Raw genomic sequence first — 19,604 nt, 5'->3', positions numbered from 1 at the left:
AAAGTGACGATCGATGGCCCGATCTGGTGTGCCGGACCGGGCTTCGGCGCCTAATGCGTATCTGCAGCCAGTGTCAGATATGCACCACGCCGACCAGGGCGATGGAAAACGAAACGATGAGGGCCAACAGAATGGTCATGTTGATGGACATTGCGGGCAAATCCTTGTCTGGTTAATCAGTGTCGCCATCATCCGGATTTGCACAGGCAAACTGAACGGCGTTCGTGACTATGTTGGCAATCGATGGAAACAATAGTTCGGGGTTTTGCCAGGAACGCAGATGAAGTGGCACATGTAGGCAATGTGGGAGTGAGCTTGCTCACGAAGGCGGCATTTCAGGCGCCAGAGATGTAACGGATGCCTCGGCCTCTTCGCGAGCAACCTCGCCCCCACAAAATCCGTGTCACTTTCACAATTCCGTGTCGTTGCTTAAATCCCTGCAGCTGCGCCAACTCAATGAGCCAAATCCAACCACTCCCTACCCATAAGGACCACCATGCCTTCCACCCCCATCCGCCTCACCGATGAACAACTCCTCTCTGACAACTGGTACGTGCTCAAGAAATACAGCTTCGAGCTGCAACGCCGCGACGGCAGTTGGCAGTCGCAGACCCGCGAGGTGTACGACCGGGGCAATGGCGCGACGATTCTGTTGTACAACCTCGAACGCCGGACCGTGGTGCTGACCCGCCGGTTCCGCATGCCGGCCTTCGTCAACGGTCACAGCGGTTATTTGATTGAAGCGGCAGCAGGGTTGCTGGACAACGCCAGCCCCGAAGAGCGCATTCGCCTGGAAGCCGAGGAAGAGACCGGCTACGTCGTGCGCTCGGTGAAGAAAATCTTCGATGCCTTCATGAGCCCCGGTTCAGTGACCGAGCGCATTCACTTTTTCATCGGCGAATACCAGCCCGACGATCGAGTCAGCGACGGCGGCGGACTGGAAGAGGAGGGCGAAGACATCGAGGTGCTGGAGCTGAACTTCGAGCGGGCCATCGCCATGGTGGAAAGCGGTGAAATCAATGACGGCAAGACCATCATGCTCCTGCAATACCTGGAGCTGCGCCTTATGAAATGAGGATTGCAGGGCCGAAACGACTCAGGGTGCGGCGAGAAAGTTTCACCAATCGGTAAACTTTCTTACGTTGCAATGAGAATCGTTTGCGTTATCCTTCGCGTTCCTTTGTTACCAGGGATGTCGAACAAGATGGATTTTCGCCCTGCAATGAGCCAGCCCACCCGGCTCGGCTCACCGTGTGTTGGCGCCACCCGTGGCGCGAGAGACCCGCGCCTCGAGGCGCTGATGGGCACCTACAACACCCACCGCGAGGCGCTGATGCGCCTGGCGGCAAAATTCCTTGGCTGTCGCGCCCGCGCCGAGGACGTGGTCCAGGACGCTTTCGTGAAGATGCTCGAAAGCGACCTGGCGTCTGCGGAACCGGCGCGCTACATGTTTCGCGTCGTGCGCAATCTGTCCATCGACCGTCTTCGCCGCCAGCGTCTTGAACGCAACCACGGCGCCGAAGCCGAGCATGAAGAGCAGATACGTTTCGAGGTGTCCCCCGAACGTGTGCTGGCCGGTCGCGAGTCACTGGATCAGCTGGTCGGGGCGCTCAACGAACTGCCCAAGCGCATGCGCATCGTCTTCGACCTCAGCCAGATCCAGGGCTACACCCAGCGCGACGTGGCCAAGGTCATCGGCACCTCGCCGACGATGGTCAACTTCCTCCTGCGCGACACCTTGTCTCACTGCCGCGCGCGGCTCGGCGAGCTCTAGCCACCGCCGCGCCATGTCCCCCGTTTTCACTGCCCGGAGTCATCCATGAAATTAGTTCGTCTGGTCTTCCAGCAATACCGCTGGCCGCTTGCGATGGTGCTGCTGCTGAGCGTCAGCAGCGGGCTGTTGAGCGTCGGCGTGATTGCCTTCGTCAACCAACGCATGATCAGCAGCCACGAAGGCCTCGGCACCGCGCTGTGGCAGTTTGGCCTGATGCTCGCCGTGCTGCTGGCGCTGGCGTCCGGGGCGTCGTTGTCGCTGACCGCCCTGGGTCACCGGTTCGTCTACGGCCTGCGCCGGGTGATGGTCAAGCGCCTGCTGGACACCAACATCGAGCGCATCGAATCCATCGGCGGGGCGAAGATTTTTGCCAGCCTGTCCAGCGACATTCGCGCGGTGACCATGGCCTTCGTGCAGCTGCCGGACCTGATCTACGGCTCGGTGCTCAGCATCGCGTCGTTCAGTTACCTGGCCTGGCTGTCGCCGTCGCTGTTCATCACCACCTTGTGCTGGATGGCTTTCACGTTGGGGGTGGGCTGGCTGCTGGTGGGTAAGCTCAACGCCCACATCCGCGCGCTGCGTGAGTCCGAAGACAAGCTCTATCAGAGCTATCAAGGGGTGATCGACGGGCGCAAGGAGCTGACCCTCAACCGCGACCGCGCGCGCCGGCTGTACGAGGAAACCTTCGACGTCGCCGCCCAGCGCTACCGCGAGCATTTCACCCTGGCCGATCGTTATCACGGCCTGGCCAGCAACTGGGCCAACATCATGGTCCTCGGCACCATTGGCCTGGCGTTTTACCTGGCCAACGGCCTGGGCTGGGCGCCGACGGAAGTGGCGGCGACCTACGCGCTGACCGTGCTGTTCATGCGCACGCCGCTGGTGCTGGCGGTGGCAGCGATTCCGGCGCAGATCTCCGGGCGCGTGGCGCTGGATAAAGTCGAGTCCCTGGCCCTGGCCGAGCACCACGAAAGCTTTGACGTCGCCCCGAGCCACATCGCCGGCCACTGGCAAACCCTCGAACTGCGTGACGTTGAATACCACTATGCGCCCCAGGGTGACGAGCCCGGTTTCGATGTCGGCCCGGTCAACCTGACCCTGCGCCGGGGCGAAACGGTGTTCCTCATGGGTGGCAACGGCAGCGGCAAATCCAGCCTGGCGCGCTTGCTCAGCGGTTTGTATCGACCGTCGGCGGGGGCGATCCTGATCGACGGCCAGGTCATCGGCTCGGACGACTGGCTGGCCTATCGTCAGCTGTTCGCCAGCGTGTTCACCGACTTCCATCTTTTCGCTCAATTGCTCGGCGCCGATGGGCAGAACGCTGAAGTCGCTGACGTCGAGCACTGGCTGGAGAAACTGCACATGAAGCACAAGGTGCAGCTCGCCGACGGGCACTTGCTCGACACGCGTTTTTCCCAAGGTCAGCGCAAGCGTCTGGCGCTGATGCTGGCGCTGCTGGAGAAGCGCGACATCCTGCTGCTGGACGAATGGGCCGCCGATCAGGACCCGTTGTTCCGCCGCTTCTTCTACCGCGAGCTGCTGCCGATGTTCAAAAAAGCCGGCGTGACGGTGTTCGCCATCAGCCACGACGACCAGTATTTCGACCTGGCCGACCGCCTGGTGAAGATGGAGTCCGGGCAGCTCAGCGAACTGCAGGGTGATCGCCGGGAAAACGCCAGCCGCGACGCGGTGGAAGAGATTGGCGCTGCCTACCAGATGAAGACAGTAGAGGCGTTGTAAGAATTTTCTGCGACTGCGACTAAACAGCCGTCAGCCTCAGTCGTCATGTTAATGAGAATCAGTCTTAAACATTTTTGATGCGCGTGAACTGCCATCCGGCGCCAGCGATTTTGTCGCGCGGCTTGCCGGAGTCGATCGCGCGTCGCGCCTTACGAGAGGGAAGCATGGAACTCGTCTACGACTTCATCGGCATCGGTTTCGGCCCGTCGAACCTGGCTTTGGCCATTGCCACCCAGGAGCATGCCCAGCGCAGCGGTCTGGCGCCCCACGTGTGTTTCCTCGAGAAAAAGCCGGCGTTCAACTGGCACGAAGGCATGCTGATCGACGGTTCCACCATGCAGATTTCCTTTCTCAAGGACCTGGTGACCCTGCGCAATCCGGCCAGCCGTTTCACCTTCGTCAACTACCTCAACGAGCGCGGCCGCCTGCAGGACTTCATCAACCTGAAGACCTTCTTCCCGACCCGCGAGGAATACACCGATTACCTGACTTGGGCCGCCTCGCATTTCAACGAACAGGCCCATTACGGTGCCGAAGTGATGTCGGTGGAACCGCATTTCGAAGACGGCCGCTTCGTCGCCATGGACGTGTTGTCCCGCGATGAGCACGGCGAAATCTCCCGCCGTCGCGCGCGCAATCTGGTGTTCGGCATCGGCGGCATTCCCCAGGCGCCAGTGGCCTTCGACGGTCTGGAAGATGCCCGCGTGCTGCACTCTGCCGGCTACCGCGGCGGCATCGAAAAACTCCTCGCCAATCGCCCCGGCCCGGTGCGCGTGGCGGTGGTCGGCGGCGGTCAGAGCGCAGCGGAAATCTTCGAAGACCTGGCCTCGCGTTTCGACAACGTCGAGGCCACTTTGGTGATTCGCGGCAGCGCGCTGAAGCCGTCCGATGACAGCCCCTTCGTCAATCAGATCTTCAACCCGTCGTTCACCGACACTATTTTCAACCACAGTCAGGAGCGTCGCGTCGCGCTGTTCGACGAGTTCCGCAACACCAACTATTCGGTGGTCGACACCGATCTGATCGAGACGATTTTCCAGCGCATGTACCAGCAAAAGGTGCGCGGCGAAGAGCGTCACCGCATGCTCACCAACCGTGAAGTGGTCCACGCCGAAGTGGCCGCCGACGGCATTGAGCTGTTCCTGCGCGATGCGCCCCATGACCAGATGCACAGCGAGTCCTTCGACGTTGTCGTGCTCGCCACCGGCTACCGCCGCGACTATCACCTGGAGCTGCTCTCGGGCATTCAGCAATACATCGAGGGCGCCAACGTCGACCGGCACTACCGTTTGCCCCTGACCCCCGGCAGCGAAGCGGGCATCTTCCTGCAGGGTTGCTGCGAAGACAGCCACGGCTTGAGCGACACGCTGTTGTCGGTGCTGGCGATCCGTTCCCAGGAGGTCGTCGAATCGATCTTCGGCGATCAGCAGCAACCGTGTTCGGCGCGCTCTGCCCATGGGTCGTTGCAGGCCCAGGCCGAGCCCCGCGTGGCCCTGAAACTCGCGCGCTAAGCCCGGGCCTTCAAACAAAGCCCGTCACAACGGTGGTCGTCAGCGGCCACCCACTCTTTTCTCACAACGTTGTGGGCCGCCGTTGCGCGGCCTGCGGGTTGAGCCTTGCCGATACAAACAGGTGAAAGAATGAAATCCATACGAGATCAGGCCGCGCATTTTCCCGAACTGGTGGGCTTTTATGCGCAGACCCAGCCGGACCGGATTGCCCTTCGACACATCGTCCACGAGGACCAGGCGCCACTGCTGACCACCTACGCCCAGCTGGATGCCAGGGCGCGTTCGATTGCCGCCTGCCTTCAGCAGCACCTCGGCGTGCAGGGCGGCGAGCGATGCGTGCTGATCCTGCCGACCGGCGCCGATTACGCGGCGGCGTTCCTCGGCTGTTTGTACGCCCGGGTCATCGCGGTGCCGGCCTTCGCTCCGGAGTACAACCGCCAGACCCACCTCGACCGTCTCACCGGCATCCTTCACGACGCCGCACCGCAGATGGTCCTCGGGCGCCGGGAAGACCTGGACAAGTTCCAACACCTGTTGCAACCCTTTATGCCCGCTGGCGGGCGTTTCGCTGCAGTGGAAGAAATCGCCGACGGCCACGCAGGGTTTCAGGCGCCGCTGATCGACACCGCGTCGCTGGCCTTCCTGCAATACACCTCGGGCTCCACCAGCGCACCGAAAGGCGTGATGGTCTCCCACGACAATCTCATGGCCAACGAAATCGCCATGGCCCGGCACTTCATTTCGGACGCCGCATCGGAAAGCTGGGTCAGCTGGCTGCCGCTTTACCACGACATGGGGTTGATGTGCGGCCTGCTGTTGCCGCTGTACTACGGCGGCACCCTGACAATGATGTCGCCGAACTATTTCCTCGGCCGGCCGGCGCGCTGGCTGGAAGCAATGAGTCAGTACGGCGGGACTTTCTCCGGTGGCCCGGATTTCGCCTATCGCCTGTGCGTCGAGCGCATCAAGCCCGCCGCCGTGAAAGGCCTGGTGCTGGATCGCTGGAGCCTGGCGTTTTCCGGCTCCGAGCCGATCCGCATCGCCACGCTGGATGCCTTCAGCGAACATTTTGAGCCAGCCGGTTTCAACCGTCGCGCCCTGACGCCGAGCTACGGGCTGGCCGAAGCGACCCTGTATGTCAGCGCCGCCGAGCGCGACAGGCCGTTCGGCATCAAGCCTTTCGACGGCAGTCAACTGGCGGCCGGGGATGCCGCTGAGGCGGTGTTCGCCAATCAGAACACCAAAAGTCGTCTGCCAGGGTGCGGCTGGTGCCGGCCCGATCATGACCTGCGCATTGTCGATCCGGCCACGCTGCAGCCCCTCGCGCCGGGTCACGTCGGCGAAATCTGGATTACCGGGCCGAGTGTCGCCCAGGGCTACTGGCAGAACGCCGAAGCCACCGCGCAGACCTTCGTCGAGGAAGACGGCCAGCGCTGGTTGCGCAGCGGCGATCTGGGTATCGCCAGCGACAACGAGCTGTTCATCACCGGTCGCTTGAAGGATTTGATCATCCTCAACGGCCAGAACCTCTACCCCCAGGACATCGAGCAGGCGCTGGAGAAGAGCGTCGAGCTGCTGCGTCGCGGGCGCATCGCGGCGTTTCCAGTGACGGACGAGCAGGGCGTCGAAGGCGTCGGCCTGGCCCTGGAGATCAGCCGCAACGTGCGCCGCCTGATGAAGCCGCCGATGATCTGCGATGCGGTGCGCGACGCCGTGTCCGAGCTGTTTCTGGTGGCGCCCAAAGTCATCGTGCTGCTGGAGCCGGGCGCACTGCCGCGCACCACCAGTGGCAAGCTGCAGCGTTCCGCCTGCCGCAGTGGCTGGCAGAACGGCAGCCTCGACAGCTTCGCGATCTGGCAGGACGGGCGCTTGCTCGATGCTGACAGCACGGACGTCTCGGTTGAGGCTTCGCCTTTGCTGTCGGAAGTGCGGGCCGCGTGGCAGGAAGTCCTCGGCAAAAGCGACCTGATCGCTGCCGATCACTTCTTTGCCCGTGGCGGTGATTCGGTGGGCGTGGTGCAAGTGCTGTCCCGTCTGAACAGCGAGTTGGGCCTGAAACTTGAGCCCGCCCACCTGTTCGAACATCCGACCCTTGGCGCCTTCAACGCCCACGTCGCCGCGCACCTCTCCACCCATGACCGCAGTGCCGAAGCCTCTGCGGGCGTGCCGCGCATTTCCCGTGACAGCGATCCCGAGCAATCCTTCGCCCAGCAGCGCCTGTGGTTCCTCGCGCAACTGGAGCCGGACAGCAGCGCCTATCACCTGTGCGGTCAGCTGAGTCTCAACGGCGCGCTGGATGATGCCGCGCTGCAACGCAGCCTTGACGACCTGGCCGCCCGCCACGAAAGCCTGCGCACCACCTTCGCCATCGACGCCAACGAAAAGCTGGTGCAGCGCATCCACGCGCCGGTCCCGGTGCTGGTCGAACGCCATTACCTGAGCGAGGACACCGACCCGGCAGCCGCCTTGAGCGAACTGGCCAGAGCGGCCGTCGAGCAGCCAATGGATTTGCAGAAAGGTCCGCTGTGGCGGGTGCTCAATGTGCGGTTGGCACCGGACCGGCAGCAATTGGTGCTGGTGTTGCACCACATCATTGCCGACGGCTGGTCGGTGCAGGTCATGCTCAAGGAATTCGCTGCGCTGTACAGCGCCCATGCAAAGGGGGCACAACCGACGTTGCCGCCTCTGCCGGTTCAATACGCCGACTTCGCCGCCTGGCAGCGCGCGCGTCTGGCCGGTGGGGAAGGCCAGCGTCAACTGGCCTACTGGCGTGAGCAATTGGGTGATGCCCAGACCGTTTTGAATCTGCCGGCCGATCGCCCGCGTCCGGCGCAACAAAGCCATCGCGGCGCCCGTTACGCCATCGCCCTTGACCGCGACTTGAGCCAGGGCCTGCGCGACCTCGCCAGCCGTCACGGCGCGACCCTGTTCATGGTCATGCTCGGCGCCTACAAAACCCTGTTGCAGCGTTACAGCAGCCATACCGATCTGCGCGTCGGCGTGCCGGTGGCGGGGCGGACCTGCACCGAATCCGAAGGCCTGATCGGCCTGTTCGTCAATACCCTGGTGCTGCGCAGCGAGGTGTCGCCGCAGCAGTCGTTCAGCACGCTGATCGACGCCGTGCGCCACACCGCGCTGGGTGCGCAACACCATCAGGACCTGCCATTCGAGCAACTGGTCGAAGCCCTCGGCGTGTCGCGCAACCTCAGCCACAACCCGCTGTGTCAGGTGAAATTCACCCAGCAGTTCCCGCTGCCGCAGAACGTTGAAATGGCCGGCGTGCGCATGGACGTCAATCAGCTCGACGACTACTCGGCGCACTTCGATTTAGGCCTGGACATCACCGACGACGCCGACGGCATTCAGGCGGTGTTCACCTATGCGTGCGACCTGTTCGACGAACCGCGTATCGCCGGTCTCGCCGGTGACCTGCTGCGGATCTGCGCGCAAGTGGTGGCGCAACCGCAGGTGCGTCTGGCTGATTTGCAGATCGGTGCCGAACCTTCCTGCATCGCTGCCGAATCCGTGACGTTCCCGGCCACCGATGTCCTGAGCCTGTGGGACGCCAGCGTGCGCGCACAACCGAATCGTCTGGCCCTGCAAGACGAACAGCGCAGCGCCGGTTTTGCCGAGGTCGACGCCCAGGCCAATCAACTGGCGCAGCATTTGCGCCAGGCCGGGGTGGGCGCGGAAAGCCGCGTGGGTATTCTGCTGGAGCGTTCCCTGGAGTTCGTCGTGAGCCTGCTGGCGGTGCTCAAGAGCGGCGCCGCTTTTGTGCCGATGGACCCGAAATGGCCGGCCGAGCGTCAGGCGTTTGTCCTGGCCGACAGCGGCGCAAGCGGGTTGATCAGTGACGTGGCGGCGCCGGGTGACTTCCATGGCGACGTCATCAGCGTGGGTGCCGACGCTGCGTGGCGTTCGCTACCGGCGACAACACTGGATGTACCCGTAAACGCCGATCAGGCCGCGTACCTGATCTACACCTCCGGCACCAGCGGCACGCCGAAAGGCGTTGTCATCAGCCACGGCGCCCTGGCCGATTACGTCCAGGGCTTGCTCGCCCGTCTCGATCTGGCGCCCGAAGCAAGCATGGCGATGGTCTCTACCGTCGGCGCCGACCTGGGCCACACCGTGCTGTTCGGCGCGCTGTGCTCGGCGCGTTCGCTGCACCTGATCAGCCCCGACCGCACCAACGACGCCGACCGCTTCGCCGCCTACATGGCCGAGCACAGGGTGGGCGTGCTGAAGATCGTGCCGACCCATTTGAACGGCCTGTTGCAGGCGACGAATGCCGCCGATGTGCTGCCCGAACACGCGCTGATCCTCGGCGGCGATGCGCTGCCGTGGGAGCTGGTGGCCCAGGTCAACCGCTTGAAGCCCGGCTGCCGGGTCATCAATCACTATGGGCCGACCGAGACCACCGTGGGCGTGCTGAGTAATGAGGCGTTTGAAGAGTCGATGGGCGACAGCGTGCCCGTCGGCCGGCCGCTGCCCAACGCCATCGCGCTGATTCTCAACGACCATCTGCAACCGGTGGTGCAGGGCGACGTCGGCGAGCTGTACATCGGCGGGCCGGGCCTGGCGCGCGGGTATCACCAGCGCCCGGCGATGACCGCTGCGGCGTTTATTCCGGACCCGAGGGGCAGCGGCGCGCGGCTCTACCGCAGCGGTGACCGCGCGCGCTTGCTGGCCAACGGGCAGATTCAGTTCCTCGGCCGTGCCGACGACCAGGTCAAGGTGCGCGGCTACCGCGTGGCCCTGGGCGAAATCGCCCAGCGCCTGCGCCAGCTGGACGGCGTGCGTGACGCCCATGTCCGCGTCGACGATCGCGGCCAATTGATCGCTTATGCGCTGGTGGCGAGTGGTGCAACAGTGGACGGCGAGGCGCTGCGCGCGCAACTGGCCCACAGCCTGCCGGACTACATGGTGCCGAGCCATATCCTGACCCTTGATGCTTTCCCGTTGACCGCCAACGGCAAGCTCGACGCCAGCGCGCTGCCGTCGCCGACCACAACATCGGAAGATTTCGAAGCGCCCCACGAAGGGGTCGAAGCCGCACTCGCCGCACTGTGGCAAGCGGCGTTGAACGTCGAAGCGGTGGGCCGTCACGACAACTTCTTCACCCTCGGGGGCGACTCGATTCTCAGCCTGCAGATCATTGCCCGGGCGCGGCGTCAGGGCATTCGCCTGACGCCCAAGCAGCTGTTCGAAAAACAGACCATCGCCGAACTCGCCCAGGTCGCCACGGTGGCCGAAGCCAAGCCTGCCGCTGCGCCCGTCACGGCGGCCATTGCGCCCCGCGAGTTTGCCCTGACGCCGATTCAGGCGCGCTTCTTCAGCCTGCCCATCGCCCAGCGTCAGCACTGGAACCAGTCGCTGTTGCTCGACGTGCCCCAGGCGCTGGACACCGCGCTGTTGCAGCAGGCCCTCGCCGCTGTGCTGGCCCACCACGACAGCCTGCGCCTGAGCTTCCATCAGAACGACGCAGGCCAGTGGCAGCAGCGTTACCGCGACAGCGAAAGTGCCGAGCGCGTGCTGTGGACCTGCGAACTGAGCCGCGAAGACGACCTCGATTCGCTCAACGACGAAGCCCAGCGCAGCCTGAACATCGACACCGGTCCGCTGCTGCGGGTAGTGCATGCGCGCCTGCCGTCGGGTGAAGCGCGGTTGCTGCTGGCCATCCATCACCTGGCCGTGGACGGCGTGTCATGGCGGGTGCTGCTGGAAGACCTGCAACTGGCGTACAGCCAACTGGCGGCTGGAAAGAGCGTGGCATTGGCCGACAAAACCGCCAGCTTCCAGGCCTGGTCGCAGTCGGTGAACACCCTGGCGGGCAGCCCTGAGCTGCAAAACCAATTGCCGCACTGGCAAGGGCTGAACGCCGCCGATGCCACTCTGCCCGGCGATGCTTCGGTAGAGAGCCTTGTCGGCGACAGCGAAACAATGCACCTGACCCTCGACGCAGACAACACCCGTCGCCTGCTCAGCGAAGCCCCGGCGGCGTATCGCACCCGCATCGACGACCTGCTGCTGGCGGCATTGTCCCAGGCGCTGTGGCAGTGGAGCGGTCGGCGTCGCCAGGTCATCAGCCTCGAAGGCCATGGCCGCGAAGACGCCACCGGCACCCTGGACCTGAGCCGCAGCGTCGGCTGGTTCACCAGCCTGTACCCGCTGGCGCTGGACGCCGCAGATGACGCGGTCGCCACCCTCAAGGCGGTCAAGGAAGCCGTGCGCGCGGTACCGGAAAAAGGCCTCGGCTACGGAATACTGAAGTACATCGCTGGGGCGGATTTGCCTGAGCTGATCGGCCAGGGCGTGACCTTCAATTACCTCGGACGCTTCGACGACAGCGAGGGCGCGCTGTTCGCCCTGTCGAGCCGCACGCCGAACAATCTGCGTGACCCACAAGGGCCGCTGGCCAATGCGTTGGCGGTGGACGGCCAAGTCCGCGACGGCCAGTTGCAGCTGGACTGGACCTTCAGCCGCGAACGCTTCAGCCGCGACAGCATTGGGCAACTGGTTGCGCTGTATGAAGCGCAGTTGTTGCAGCTGATCGCCCATTGCAGCGACGAAACCAATGCCGGCCTGACGCCGTCGGACTTCCCCCTGGCGGCGTTGAATCAAACGCAACTCGACGGGCTGGGCATCCCCGCGCGGGAGATCGAAGACATCCTGCCGCTGGCGCCCATGCAGCAGGGCATTTTGCTGCACAGCCTGCTGGAGCAGGGCAACGGCATCTACCTGATGCAGGATCAGTACGACGTCGGCAGTCACGTGGATTTTGAGGCGTTCAAATTCGCCTGGCAGCAAGTGGTGCAACGACACCCGGCGTTGCGCACGGCGTTTCATGGGCTGGAAAGCGGCGTGCAGCGTCAGATTGTGATGCGCCGCGTGCCGTCGCCGGTGCAACTGATCGACCTCAGCCATCTGCCCCGCGACGCCGCCGAGGCCGAGCTGGATGAGCTGCTGAAAAGCGAGCGCGAGCAGGGCTTCGATTTCGCCCGGGCGCCGTTGCTGCGCCTGCGCCTGATCAAGTTCGGCGAGGCGGATTTCCGCATCGTCCAGAGCCACCACCACGCGCTGATCGACGCCTGGTGCCGGGGTCTGATGCTCACCGAATTCTTCACCCATTACCGCGCGTTTCTCGAAGGCCGTCAGGTCAGCCTGCCGCCGGCGCGACCGTACCGCGACTTCCTCGCCTGGCTCGCCGAGCAGGACGAAGCGGTGAGCCGCGATTACTGGCGCAACGCATTGGCGGGCTTCACCGACGTCACGCCACTGCCGTACCGCCACAGTCCTCAGGGTGATTCGCAAATGCGCGACGTGACCTTGGCCCTGGGTGTCGAGCAGACGACGAAACTGGCCGAACAAGCCCGTCAGCATCGTCTGACGGCGAACACCTTCGTGCAGGCCGCCTGGGCCTTGTTGCTGATGCGCCATGCCGACCGCGACGAAGTGCTGTTCGGTGTCACCGTGGCCGGTCGTCCGACCGAGCTGGAAGGCATCGAAGGCGCGCTGGGGTTGTTCATCAACACCTTGCCGCTGCGCATCCGCCGGCCGGGCATGGGCGCGTCGGCGCTGGAGCTGCTCAACGCCTTGCAGGGGCAGAACGCCGACATGCGCCAGCACGAACACCTGTCCCTGGCCGACATTCAGCTGCTCGCCGACACCCCCCGCGGCCAGCCGCTGTTCGACAGCCTGTTTGTTTTCGAGAACGTTCCGTTGGGCGCCGAGGTGCAGCAGGCCGTGAACGAATACCGCATCAACCCGCTGGCCAACCGTACTCACACCAACTACCCGTTGACCGTGGTGCTGCTGCCGGGTAAATCCCTGCAACTGCAGTTGACCTACGACAGCCGGCACTTCAACGACGCCGAGATGGGCACGCTGGTCAGCCATTTCCGCCGCTTGCTGACCCAGTTGATCGACAACCCGCAGCAGACCCTGAGCCAGTTGCAGATTCTTGAGCACAATGAGCGCGAGCAGCTGCTGGCCCAAGGGCTCGGCCCGGTGCAAAAACACTGGTACAACATCAGCTACCTGGAGCGTTTCGAGGCGCGGGTGCTGGCCCATCCGGCCCAGGAAGTGGCCCGTTGTCAGGGTCAACGCCTGAGCTACCGCGAACTGAACCGTCAGGCCAACCGCATCGGTCACGGCCTCATCGCAGCGGGCGTACAGGGCGACGACGTGGTGGCGCTCTTCGCACCCCGCGGTCTGCCGTTGTTGAGCATGATCGTCGGCGCGTTCAAGGCCGGTGCGGCCTATCTGGCGCTGGATGATCGTCACCCGGCCGGGCGCAGCGCGCGCATGCTGGTCAGCAGCGCCGCGCCGGTATTGCTGACGCCGCGGGAGTGTCTGCCTCAGGTCGAGGCGATTGTCGCGCTGGCTGAACGCAAGCCCCGTGTGCGGGTGCTTGAGGACGTCCTGGCGGGCGCCGATGAGTCCGCCGACGAGAACCCGGGCCGCTACGCAACGGCCGAGCAACTGGCCTACGTCATCTACACCTCCGGTTCCACCGGCGAGCCGAAAGGGGTGATGGTTAACCAGCGCGGCATGCTCAACAACCAGATGTCCAAGCTGCCGTATCTGCGGCTGGGCGAGGGCGATGTCATTGCCCAGACCGCCGCCACCGGCTTCGACATTTCCGTGTGGCAGTTCCTCACGGCGCCGCTGTTCGGCGGGCGCGTGGAGATTCTGCCGGACGCCGTGGTCCAGGACCCGCAACGCCTGCTGGAGGCAGTCGCGGCCAATCAGGTCAGCGTGCTGGAATGCGTGCCGGCGGTGATCGACGCCATGCTCGCGGTCGCGCCCCAGCGACTCGATGCCCTGCGCTGGCTGCTGCCGACCGGCGAAGCGCTGACCACCGACCTCGCCGCGCGCTGGTTTGCCCGCTACCCCGAGGTGCCGCTGGTGAACGCCTACGGTCCGGCGGAGTGCGCCGACGATGTCGCGCTGCACACTCTGACCGCCGCGCCCGCCCTCAACGCCAACATGCCGATTGGCCGGCCCACCGACAACAACGGCCTGTACGTGCTGGATTCCAACCTGCAACTGGCCGCGCCCGGTGTGGTGGGCGAGCTGTACATCGGCGGCGTTGGCGTCGGCCGTGGCTATGCCGCGCGGCCAGGGCTGACCGCCGAGCGCTTCCTGCCCGATCCCTTTGGCGAAACCGGTGCGCGGCTGTATCGCAGCGGCGACCTGGCCCGCTGGAACGCCGACGGCGCGCTGGAATACGTCGGCCGGGCGGACTTCCAGGTGAAGATCCGCGGCCAGCGCATCGAGCTGGGCGAAATCGAAAACCTGCTCTTGGCGCAACCCTGGGTGCACGACGCCGTGGTCAGCGCGCTACCGACGGCCCACGGCCCGCAACTGGTGGCCTATGTGGTCGCCGAGGCGCAGCAGGCATTGTCCAGCGACGTGCTGAAAAGCGCGCTGGCGCAGACCCTGCCGGCGTTCATGGTGCCGGCCCACGTCGTTGTGCTGCCACAGATGCCGCGCAATGCCAACGGCAAGCTCGACCGCAAGGCACTGCCGGCGCCGAGCCTGGAAGAGCGCGTGTTCGAAGCGCCACAGGGCGAGCGTGAGGAAGTCCTCGCCGAACTCTGGCAGAGCCTGCTGAAGGTTGAGCAGGTCGGTCGTCATGACAACTTCTTTGAACTCGGCGGCCATTCGTTGCTGGCGACGCGGCTGCTGTCGCGCATTCGCGAGCGCCTCGGGGTGAGCATCCCGCTGGCCCAGGCCTTCGAAGCCACCACCGTCGCCGCCCAGGCGGCGCTGATCGACACCTTGCAGGGGCAGACCCTGACACTCGACCGGCTCGATGCCTTGGACGAGTTAATGAATGAGCTGGAGGAAAGCAACTGATGTCGCAACCGAGCATGACTTCACAGAGCAAGCTGCTGGCGCTGGCCGCGCGTTTCCTCAGCCTTGGCAGCGCTCAGCGTCGGGTGTTTTTGAACAAGCTGCGCGAGCAGGGCCTGGATGCGTCGTCGTTGCCGGTGCCACCGGGTGTGGCGGGCGAGCGCAGCCCGGCGTCGTTTTCCCAGCAGCGTCTGTGGTTTCTGGAGCAACTGGAACCGGGCAACAGCACGTATCACCTGCCGGGTGCCTTGCGCCTGAAGGGCGAGCTGAATGTCGGGGCTGTGGGAACGGCGTTCGAGCGCGTGGCCGAGCGGCATGCCAGCCTGCGCACGGTGTTCGCCACCGCTGAAGACGGCACGCCGGAGCAGGTGATTCAACCTGGTCAATCGTTGCCATTCGAGCGTTTGCGCGCGGCTGACGAAGCCGAAGTGCAGGCGCTGGCCGACGCCTTCGCCCGACGCCCGTTTGACCTGGCCCAGGGCCCGCTGTGGCGCGTGGCGTTGATCGAACGCGCCGCAGACGATCACGTGCTGCTGGTCTGTCTGCACCACATCATCGCCGACGGTTGGTCGATTCAAGTGCTGCTGCTGGATTTCGTCGAGGCCTATCGCGCTGCCGTTCAAAACGATACTGACTCACTGCCACCGCTGCCTCTGAGCTACGCCGACGTCGCCCTGTGGCAGCGCGCCTGCCTGGATGCCGGCGAGGGTGATCGGCAACTCGCCTACTGGCAGCAGCAACTGGGCGATGAGCCGCCGGTGCTGGAATTGCCGGCCGACCGTCCACGTCCAGCGCGCCAGAGTTTCCGTGGGGCGCGCCTGCCGTTCAGCTTCGACTCGGCACTGTCCGGGCGTATGCGTGAACTGGCCCGCCAGCGCGGCGTGACACTATTTACCGTCCTGCTCGCGGCCTATCAAGTGCTGTTGCAACGGCTGAGCGGCCAGACCGATCTGCGCATTGGCGTGCCCATTGCCGGCCGTCAGCGCGCCGAAACCGAGGGCCTGATCGGCTTCTTCGTCAACACCCAGATTCTGCGCGGCGACGTGCAGGCCGACGCCAGTTTCAACCAGATCATCGACAACGTTCGTCTGGCCTCCCAGGGCGCACAAGCCCATCAGGACCTGCCGTTCGAGCAACTGGTGGACGCCCTGGCGCCGGAACGCAGCCTCAGCCACAACCCGCTGTTTCAAGTGCTCTACAACCATCAGCAACGCCAGGACGAAGCGCTGCAATTGATGCCCGGCCTCAACGCCACGCTGATGCCGCTCGACAACGGCAGCGCGCAGTTCGACCTGGCGCTGCACACCTGGGAAAACGCGGCGGGGGAACTGGCGGGGAACTGGAATTACGCTACGGATCTGTTTGATCACGGCAGCATCGAGCGTTTGCATGGGCGTTTTGAGCAGCTGTTTGCCGAGTTGCTGGAGCGGCCGGATGCGGCGATTGGCGACTTCGAGTTGCTGGATGTTGAGGACCGCGCGCAGTTGGCGGTGGTCAATGACACGGCGCGGGATTGGTCTGATACCGAGCCGTTTGTGCATCGGCATTTTGAGCGGCTGGCGCAGGCACATCCCGAGCGGGAGGCTGTGCGCTTTGGCGATGCGGTGTTGAGTTATTGCGAACTGGATCAGCGTGCGAATCAGCTGGCCCATTACCTGCGCGAACAGGGCGTGGGGAGGGAATCTCTGGTGGGCGTGGCGGCGTTGCGATCGGTTGAGATGGTGGTTGCGCTGTATGCGGTGCTCAAAGCGGGTGCTGCGTATGTGCCACTGGACCCTGAGTACCCGGCAGATCGTCTGCGCTACATGCTGGAAGACGCCGGGATCGGGTTGCTGCTGAGCCACGATGGGGTGATCGCTGATTTGCCGGTCGTGGAAGGCCTGCGGGTGCTGAATCTGGATCATCTGGGATTGGCGGATTATCCCGTCACAGCGCCAGTTGTAGAGCTGCACCCCGAGCAGCTGGCCTACATGATTTACACCTCCGGTTCGACGGGGAAACCCAAGGGCGCCGGCAATACCCATGCCGCACTGTTCAACCGTCTGGCCTGGATGCAAGAGGCTTACGCACTCGACGCCTCGGACGCGGTATTGCAAAAAACGCCGTTCAGTTTTGACGTGTCAGTCTGGGAGTTCTTCTGGCCGTTGATGGTCGGTGCGCGTCTGGTGGTCGCTCAGCCCGGGGATCATCGCGATCCTCTGCTGTTGAAAGCGTTGATCCAACAGCAGCGCATCACCACACTGCACTTCGTCCCGTCGATGCTCGGTGCCTTCATGGCTCAGGACGATCTCGCCGGCTGTGCGTCCCTGAAACGCATCGTCTGCAGCGGCGAAGCCTTGCCTGCCGATCTGGCGCGGGAAACCCTTGAGCGCCTGCCAAATGCTGGCCTGTTCAATCTGTATGGCCCGACCGAAGCGGCCATCGACGTGACTCACTGGACGTGCGCTGATGAGCCGGGCGTTTCCGTGCCCATCGGCGCCCCCATCGCCAACCTGCAGATCCACATCCTCGACAGCCGCCTCAACCCGCAACCCGTCGGCGTGCCCGGCGAGCTGTACATCGGCGGCGACGGTTTGGCTCGCGGTTACCATCTGCGTCCGGGGCTGACCGCCGAGCGTTTTGTTGCCAGTCCGTTCGGCAGTGGCGAGCGTTTGTACCGCACCGGCGACCTGGCCCGCTGGCGTGCCGACGGCGTGGTGGAATACCTCGGCCGTCTCGATCACCAGATCAAACTGCGCGGCTTGCGCGTGGAAATCGGCGAGATCGAAGCGGCGCTGCTGGATCACCCCGCGGTCAGCGAAGCAGTGGTTATCGCCCGTGAACTCAGCACTGGGATGCAGCTGGTGGGCTATCTGGTGGCCGACGATTTCGACGAAGAACACCTTCGCACTCAACTGAAACAACGCCTGCCGGACTACATGGTCCCGGCCCACTTCGTCACGCTGGACAGCTTGCCGCTGTCGGCCAACGGCAAGCTCGACCGCAAGGCGCTGCCCGACCCACAGATCCAGCAGCGCGCTTTCGAAGCACCGCTGGCCGGGGTCGAAACCCAGCTGGCGGCGTTGTGGCAAGACCTGCTCGGCGTCGCGCAAATCGGTCGCCAAGACAACTTCTTTGCCCTCGGTGGCGACTCGATCCTCAGCCTGCAAATCATCTCCCGCGCCCGCAAGGCCGGCATCGTGCTGTCGCCTCGGCAGATGTTCGAACGCCAGACCATCGCCGAACTGGCCCAGGTCGCCCAGGTGGTCAGTCAGGATGCGCCCGCGGTTGAGCGAATCGAGCTGAACCGCGACATACCGCTGACGCCGATTCAGCACTGGTTCTTCCAGCAGCCAATGCGCAACCGTAGCCACTGGAACCAGTCGCTGCTGCTGAACCCGAGCGAAGCGCTGGACCTCCCGGCGCTGACCCAAGCCCTTCACGCCGTGCTCAACCACCACGACGCCCTGCGGATGCGCTTTGTGCAGCAGGACAACGGCCAGTGGCAGCAACGCTATCGCGCCGAGCACTCCGCGGACGAAAATACCGCCGATGGCCTGATCTGGCAGCGTACAACCAGCCTGAACGAGCTGACCCCAGACTGCGACGAAGCCCAGGCCAGCCTCGATCTGAGGGACGGCCCGTTGCTGCGCGCCGTGCATTTCACCCTGGCCGAAGGCGGCGAGCGTCTGTTGCTGGTGGTGCATCATTTGGTGGTGGATGGCGTGTCGTGGCGCATCCTCCTGGAGGACCTGCAAAACGCCTACACCCAGGCCCAAGCCGGCCTCGCCATCGATCTCGGCGACAAGACCGCGTCGTTCCAGCGCTGGGCCAACCGCCTGCTCGATTTCGCCTACAGCGACGCGGTGCTGGCCGAAGCCGAATACTGGCGCAATCTGCCGTCAGCACCTGCGTTGCCCTGCGCCAATCCGAAGGGAGAGGCGCGACAAAGCAACGTGCGCCAGCTGCATTTGCAACTGGACGCTGCTCGCACCGAAAAGCTGATCAGCGAGGCGCCGGCGGCGTATCGCACGCAGATCAACGACCTGCTGCTGACCGCGCTGGTCCGCGCGATGAAGCGCTGGAGCGGCGAGTCCCAGGCGATGATCGCCCTGGAAGGCCACGGCCGCGAAGACCTGTTCGACGGCGTTGACCCGGCGCGCACCGTCGGCTGGTTCACCAGCCTGTACCCGGTCAGCCTGCACGCCCACGACGACCTCGACGTCGCCCTCAAACACACCAAGGAAACCCTGCGCGCTGTGCCCCACGGCGGCTTGGGTTACGGCCTGTTGCGCCATCTGCGCGGCGAGGCCTTGCCGGCGCTGGACGGCTGCGTGCTGTTCAATTACATGGGGCGACTGCAAAATAGCAGCAGGCTTTTCAATCTGGCCGAGGAGGGCAGCGGTGCCCAGCGCGCCGCCGATGCGCCGCTCAATGGCGAGCTGTCCATCGATGCGCAAATCCGTGACGGCCAGTTCAGCCTGACCTGCAGTTTCAGCAGCGAGCGCCATGAATCGGCGTCGATCCAACGCTTGCTAGACGCCTACGGCGAAGCGCTGAACGAGGTGATCGAACACTGCCGCCGCCACGCTGCGGTCACCCCGTCGGACTTCCCGGCACTCGCTCTGACTCAGGCACAACTCGACGCACTGCCGGTCGCCGCATGGGACATCGAACAGCTGTACCCGCTGACGCCGATGCAGCAAGGCCTGCTGTTTCACACCGAGCTGAGCGGCAGC

The 19,604-nt window shown here is 64.5% G+C and carries 6 protein-coding genes (1 of these 6 cut by a window edge); all 6 read left to right on the top strand.

Annotated features, from left to right (window positions below):
• The first annotated feature begins 496 nt into the window (after positions 1-496).
• Positions 497-1,075 (top strand): NUDIX domain-containing protein, encoded by a 579-nt coding sequence (locus IFT99_RS18675; RefSeq protein WP_192134218.1) that lies wholly within the window; start codon positions 497-499, stop codon positions 1,073-1,075.
• Between the two features lie 147 nt (positions 1,076-1,222).
• Complete coding sequence (locus IFT99_RS18670) at positions 1,223-1,774, top strand: sigma-70 family RNA polymerase sigma factor (protein ID WP_167355800.1); 552 nt, start codon at positions 1,223-1,225, stop codon at positions 1,772-1,774.
• 45 nt (positions 1,775-1,819) lie between these two features.
• The gene (locus IFT99_RS18665) at positions 1,820-3,514 is read left to right on the top strand and encodes a multidrug ABC transporter permease/ATP-binding protein (RefSeq protein WP_192134216.1); all 1,695 of its coding nucleotides are present in this window, start codon (positions 1,820-1,822) and stop codon (positions 3,512-3,514) included.
• A 164-nt stretch (positions 3,515-3,678) separates the two neighbouring features.
• Positions 3,679-5,025: a lysine N(6)-hydroxylase/L-ornithine N(5)-oxygenase family protein gene (locus IFT99_RS18660; protein ID WP_192134214.1), complete on the top strand. Its 1,347-nt coding sequence runs from the start codon at positions 3,679-3,681 to the stop codon at positions 5,023-5,025.
• A gap of 129 nt (positions 5,026-5,154) precedes the next feature.
• The gene (locus IFT99_RS18655; RefSeq protein WP_197986035.1) at positions 5,155-14,889 is read left to right on the top strand and encodes a non-ribosomal peptide synthetase; all 9,735 of its coding nucleotides are present in this window, start codon (positions 5,155-5,157) and stop codon (positions 14,887-14,889) included.
• Positions 14,889-19,604 carry the 5' portion of a non-ribosomal peptide synthase/polyketide synthase gene (locus IFT99_RS18650; protein WP_244657014.1) on the top strand. The gene runs 11,499 nt beyond the window's last position, so 4,716 of the gene's 16,215 nt are visible here — the first part of the coding sequence; its start codon is at positions 14,889-14,891; its stop codon lies beyond the right edge, outside the window. The genes IFT99_RS18655 and IFT99_RS18650 overlap by 1 nt, the downstream gene beginning before the upstream one ends.

Origin of the sequence: Pseudomonas sp. CFBP 8772 (assembly GCF_014841665.1) — a bacterium.
GTDB lineage: Bacteria > Pseudomonadota > Gammaproteobacteria > Pseudomonadales > Pseudomonadaceae > Aquipseudomonas > Aquipseudomonas graminis_B.
This window is presented reverse-complemented; position numbering and strand designations above follow the sequence as displayed.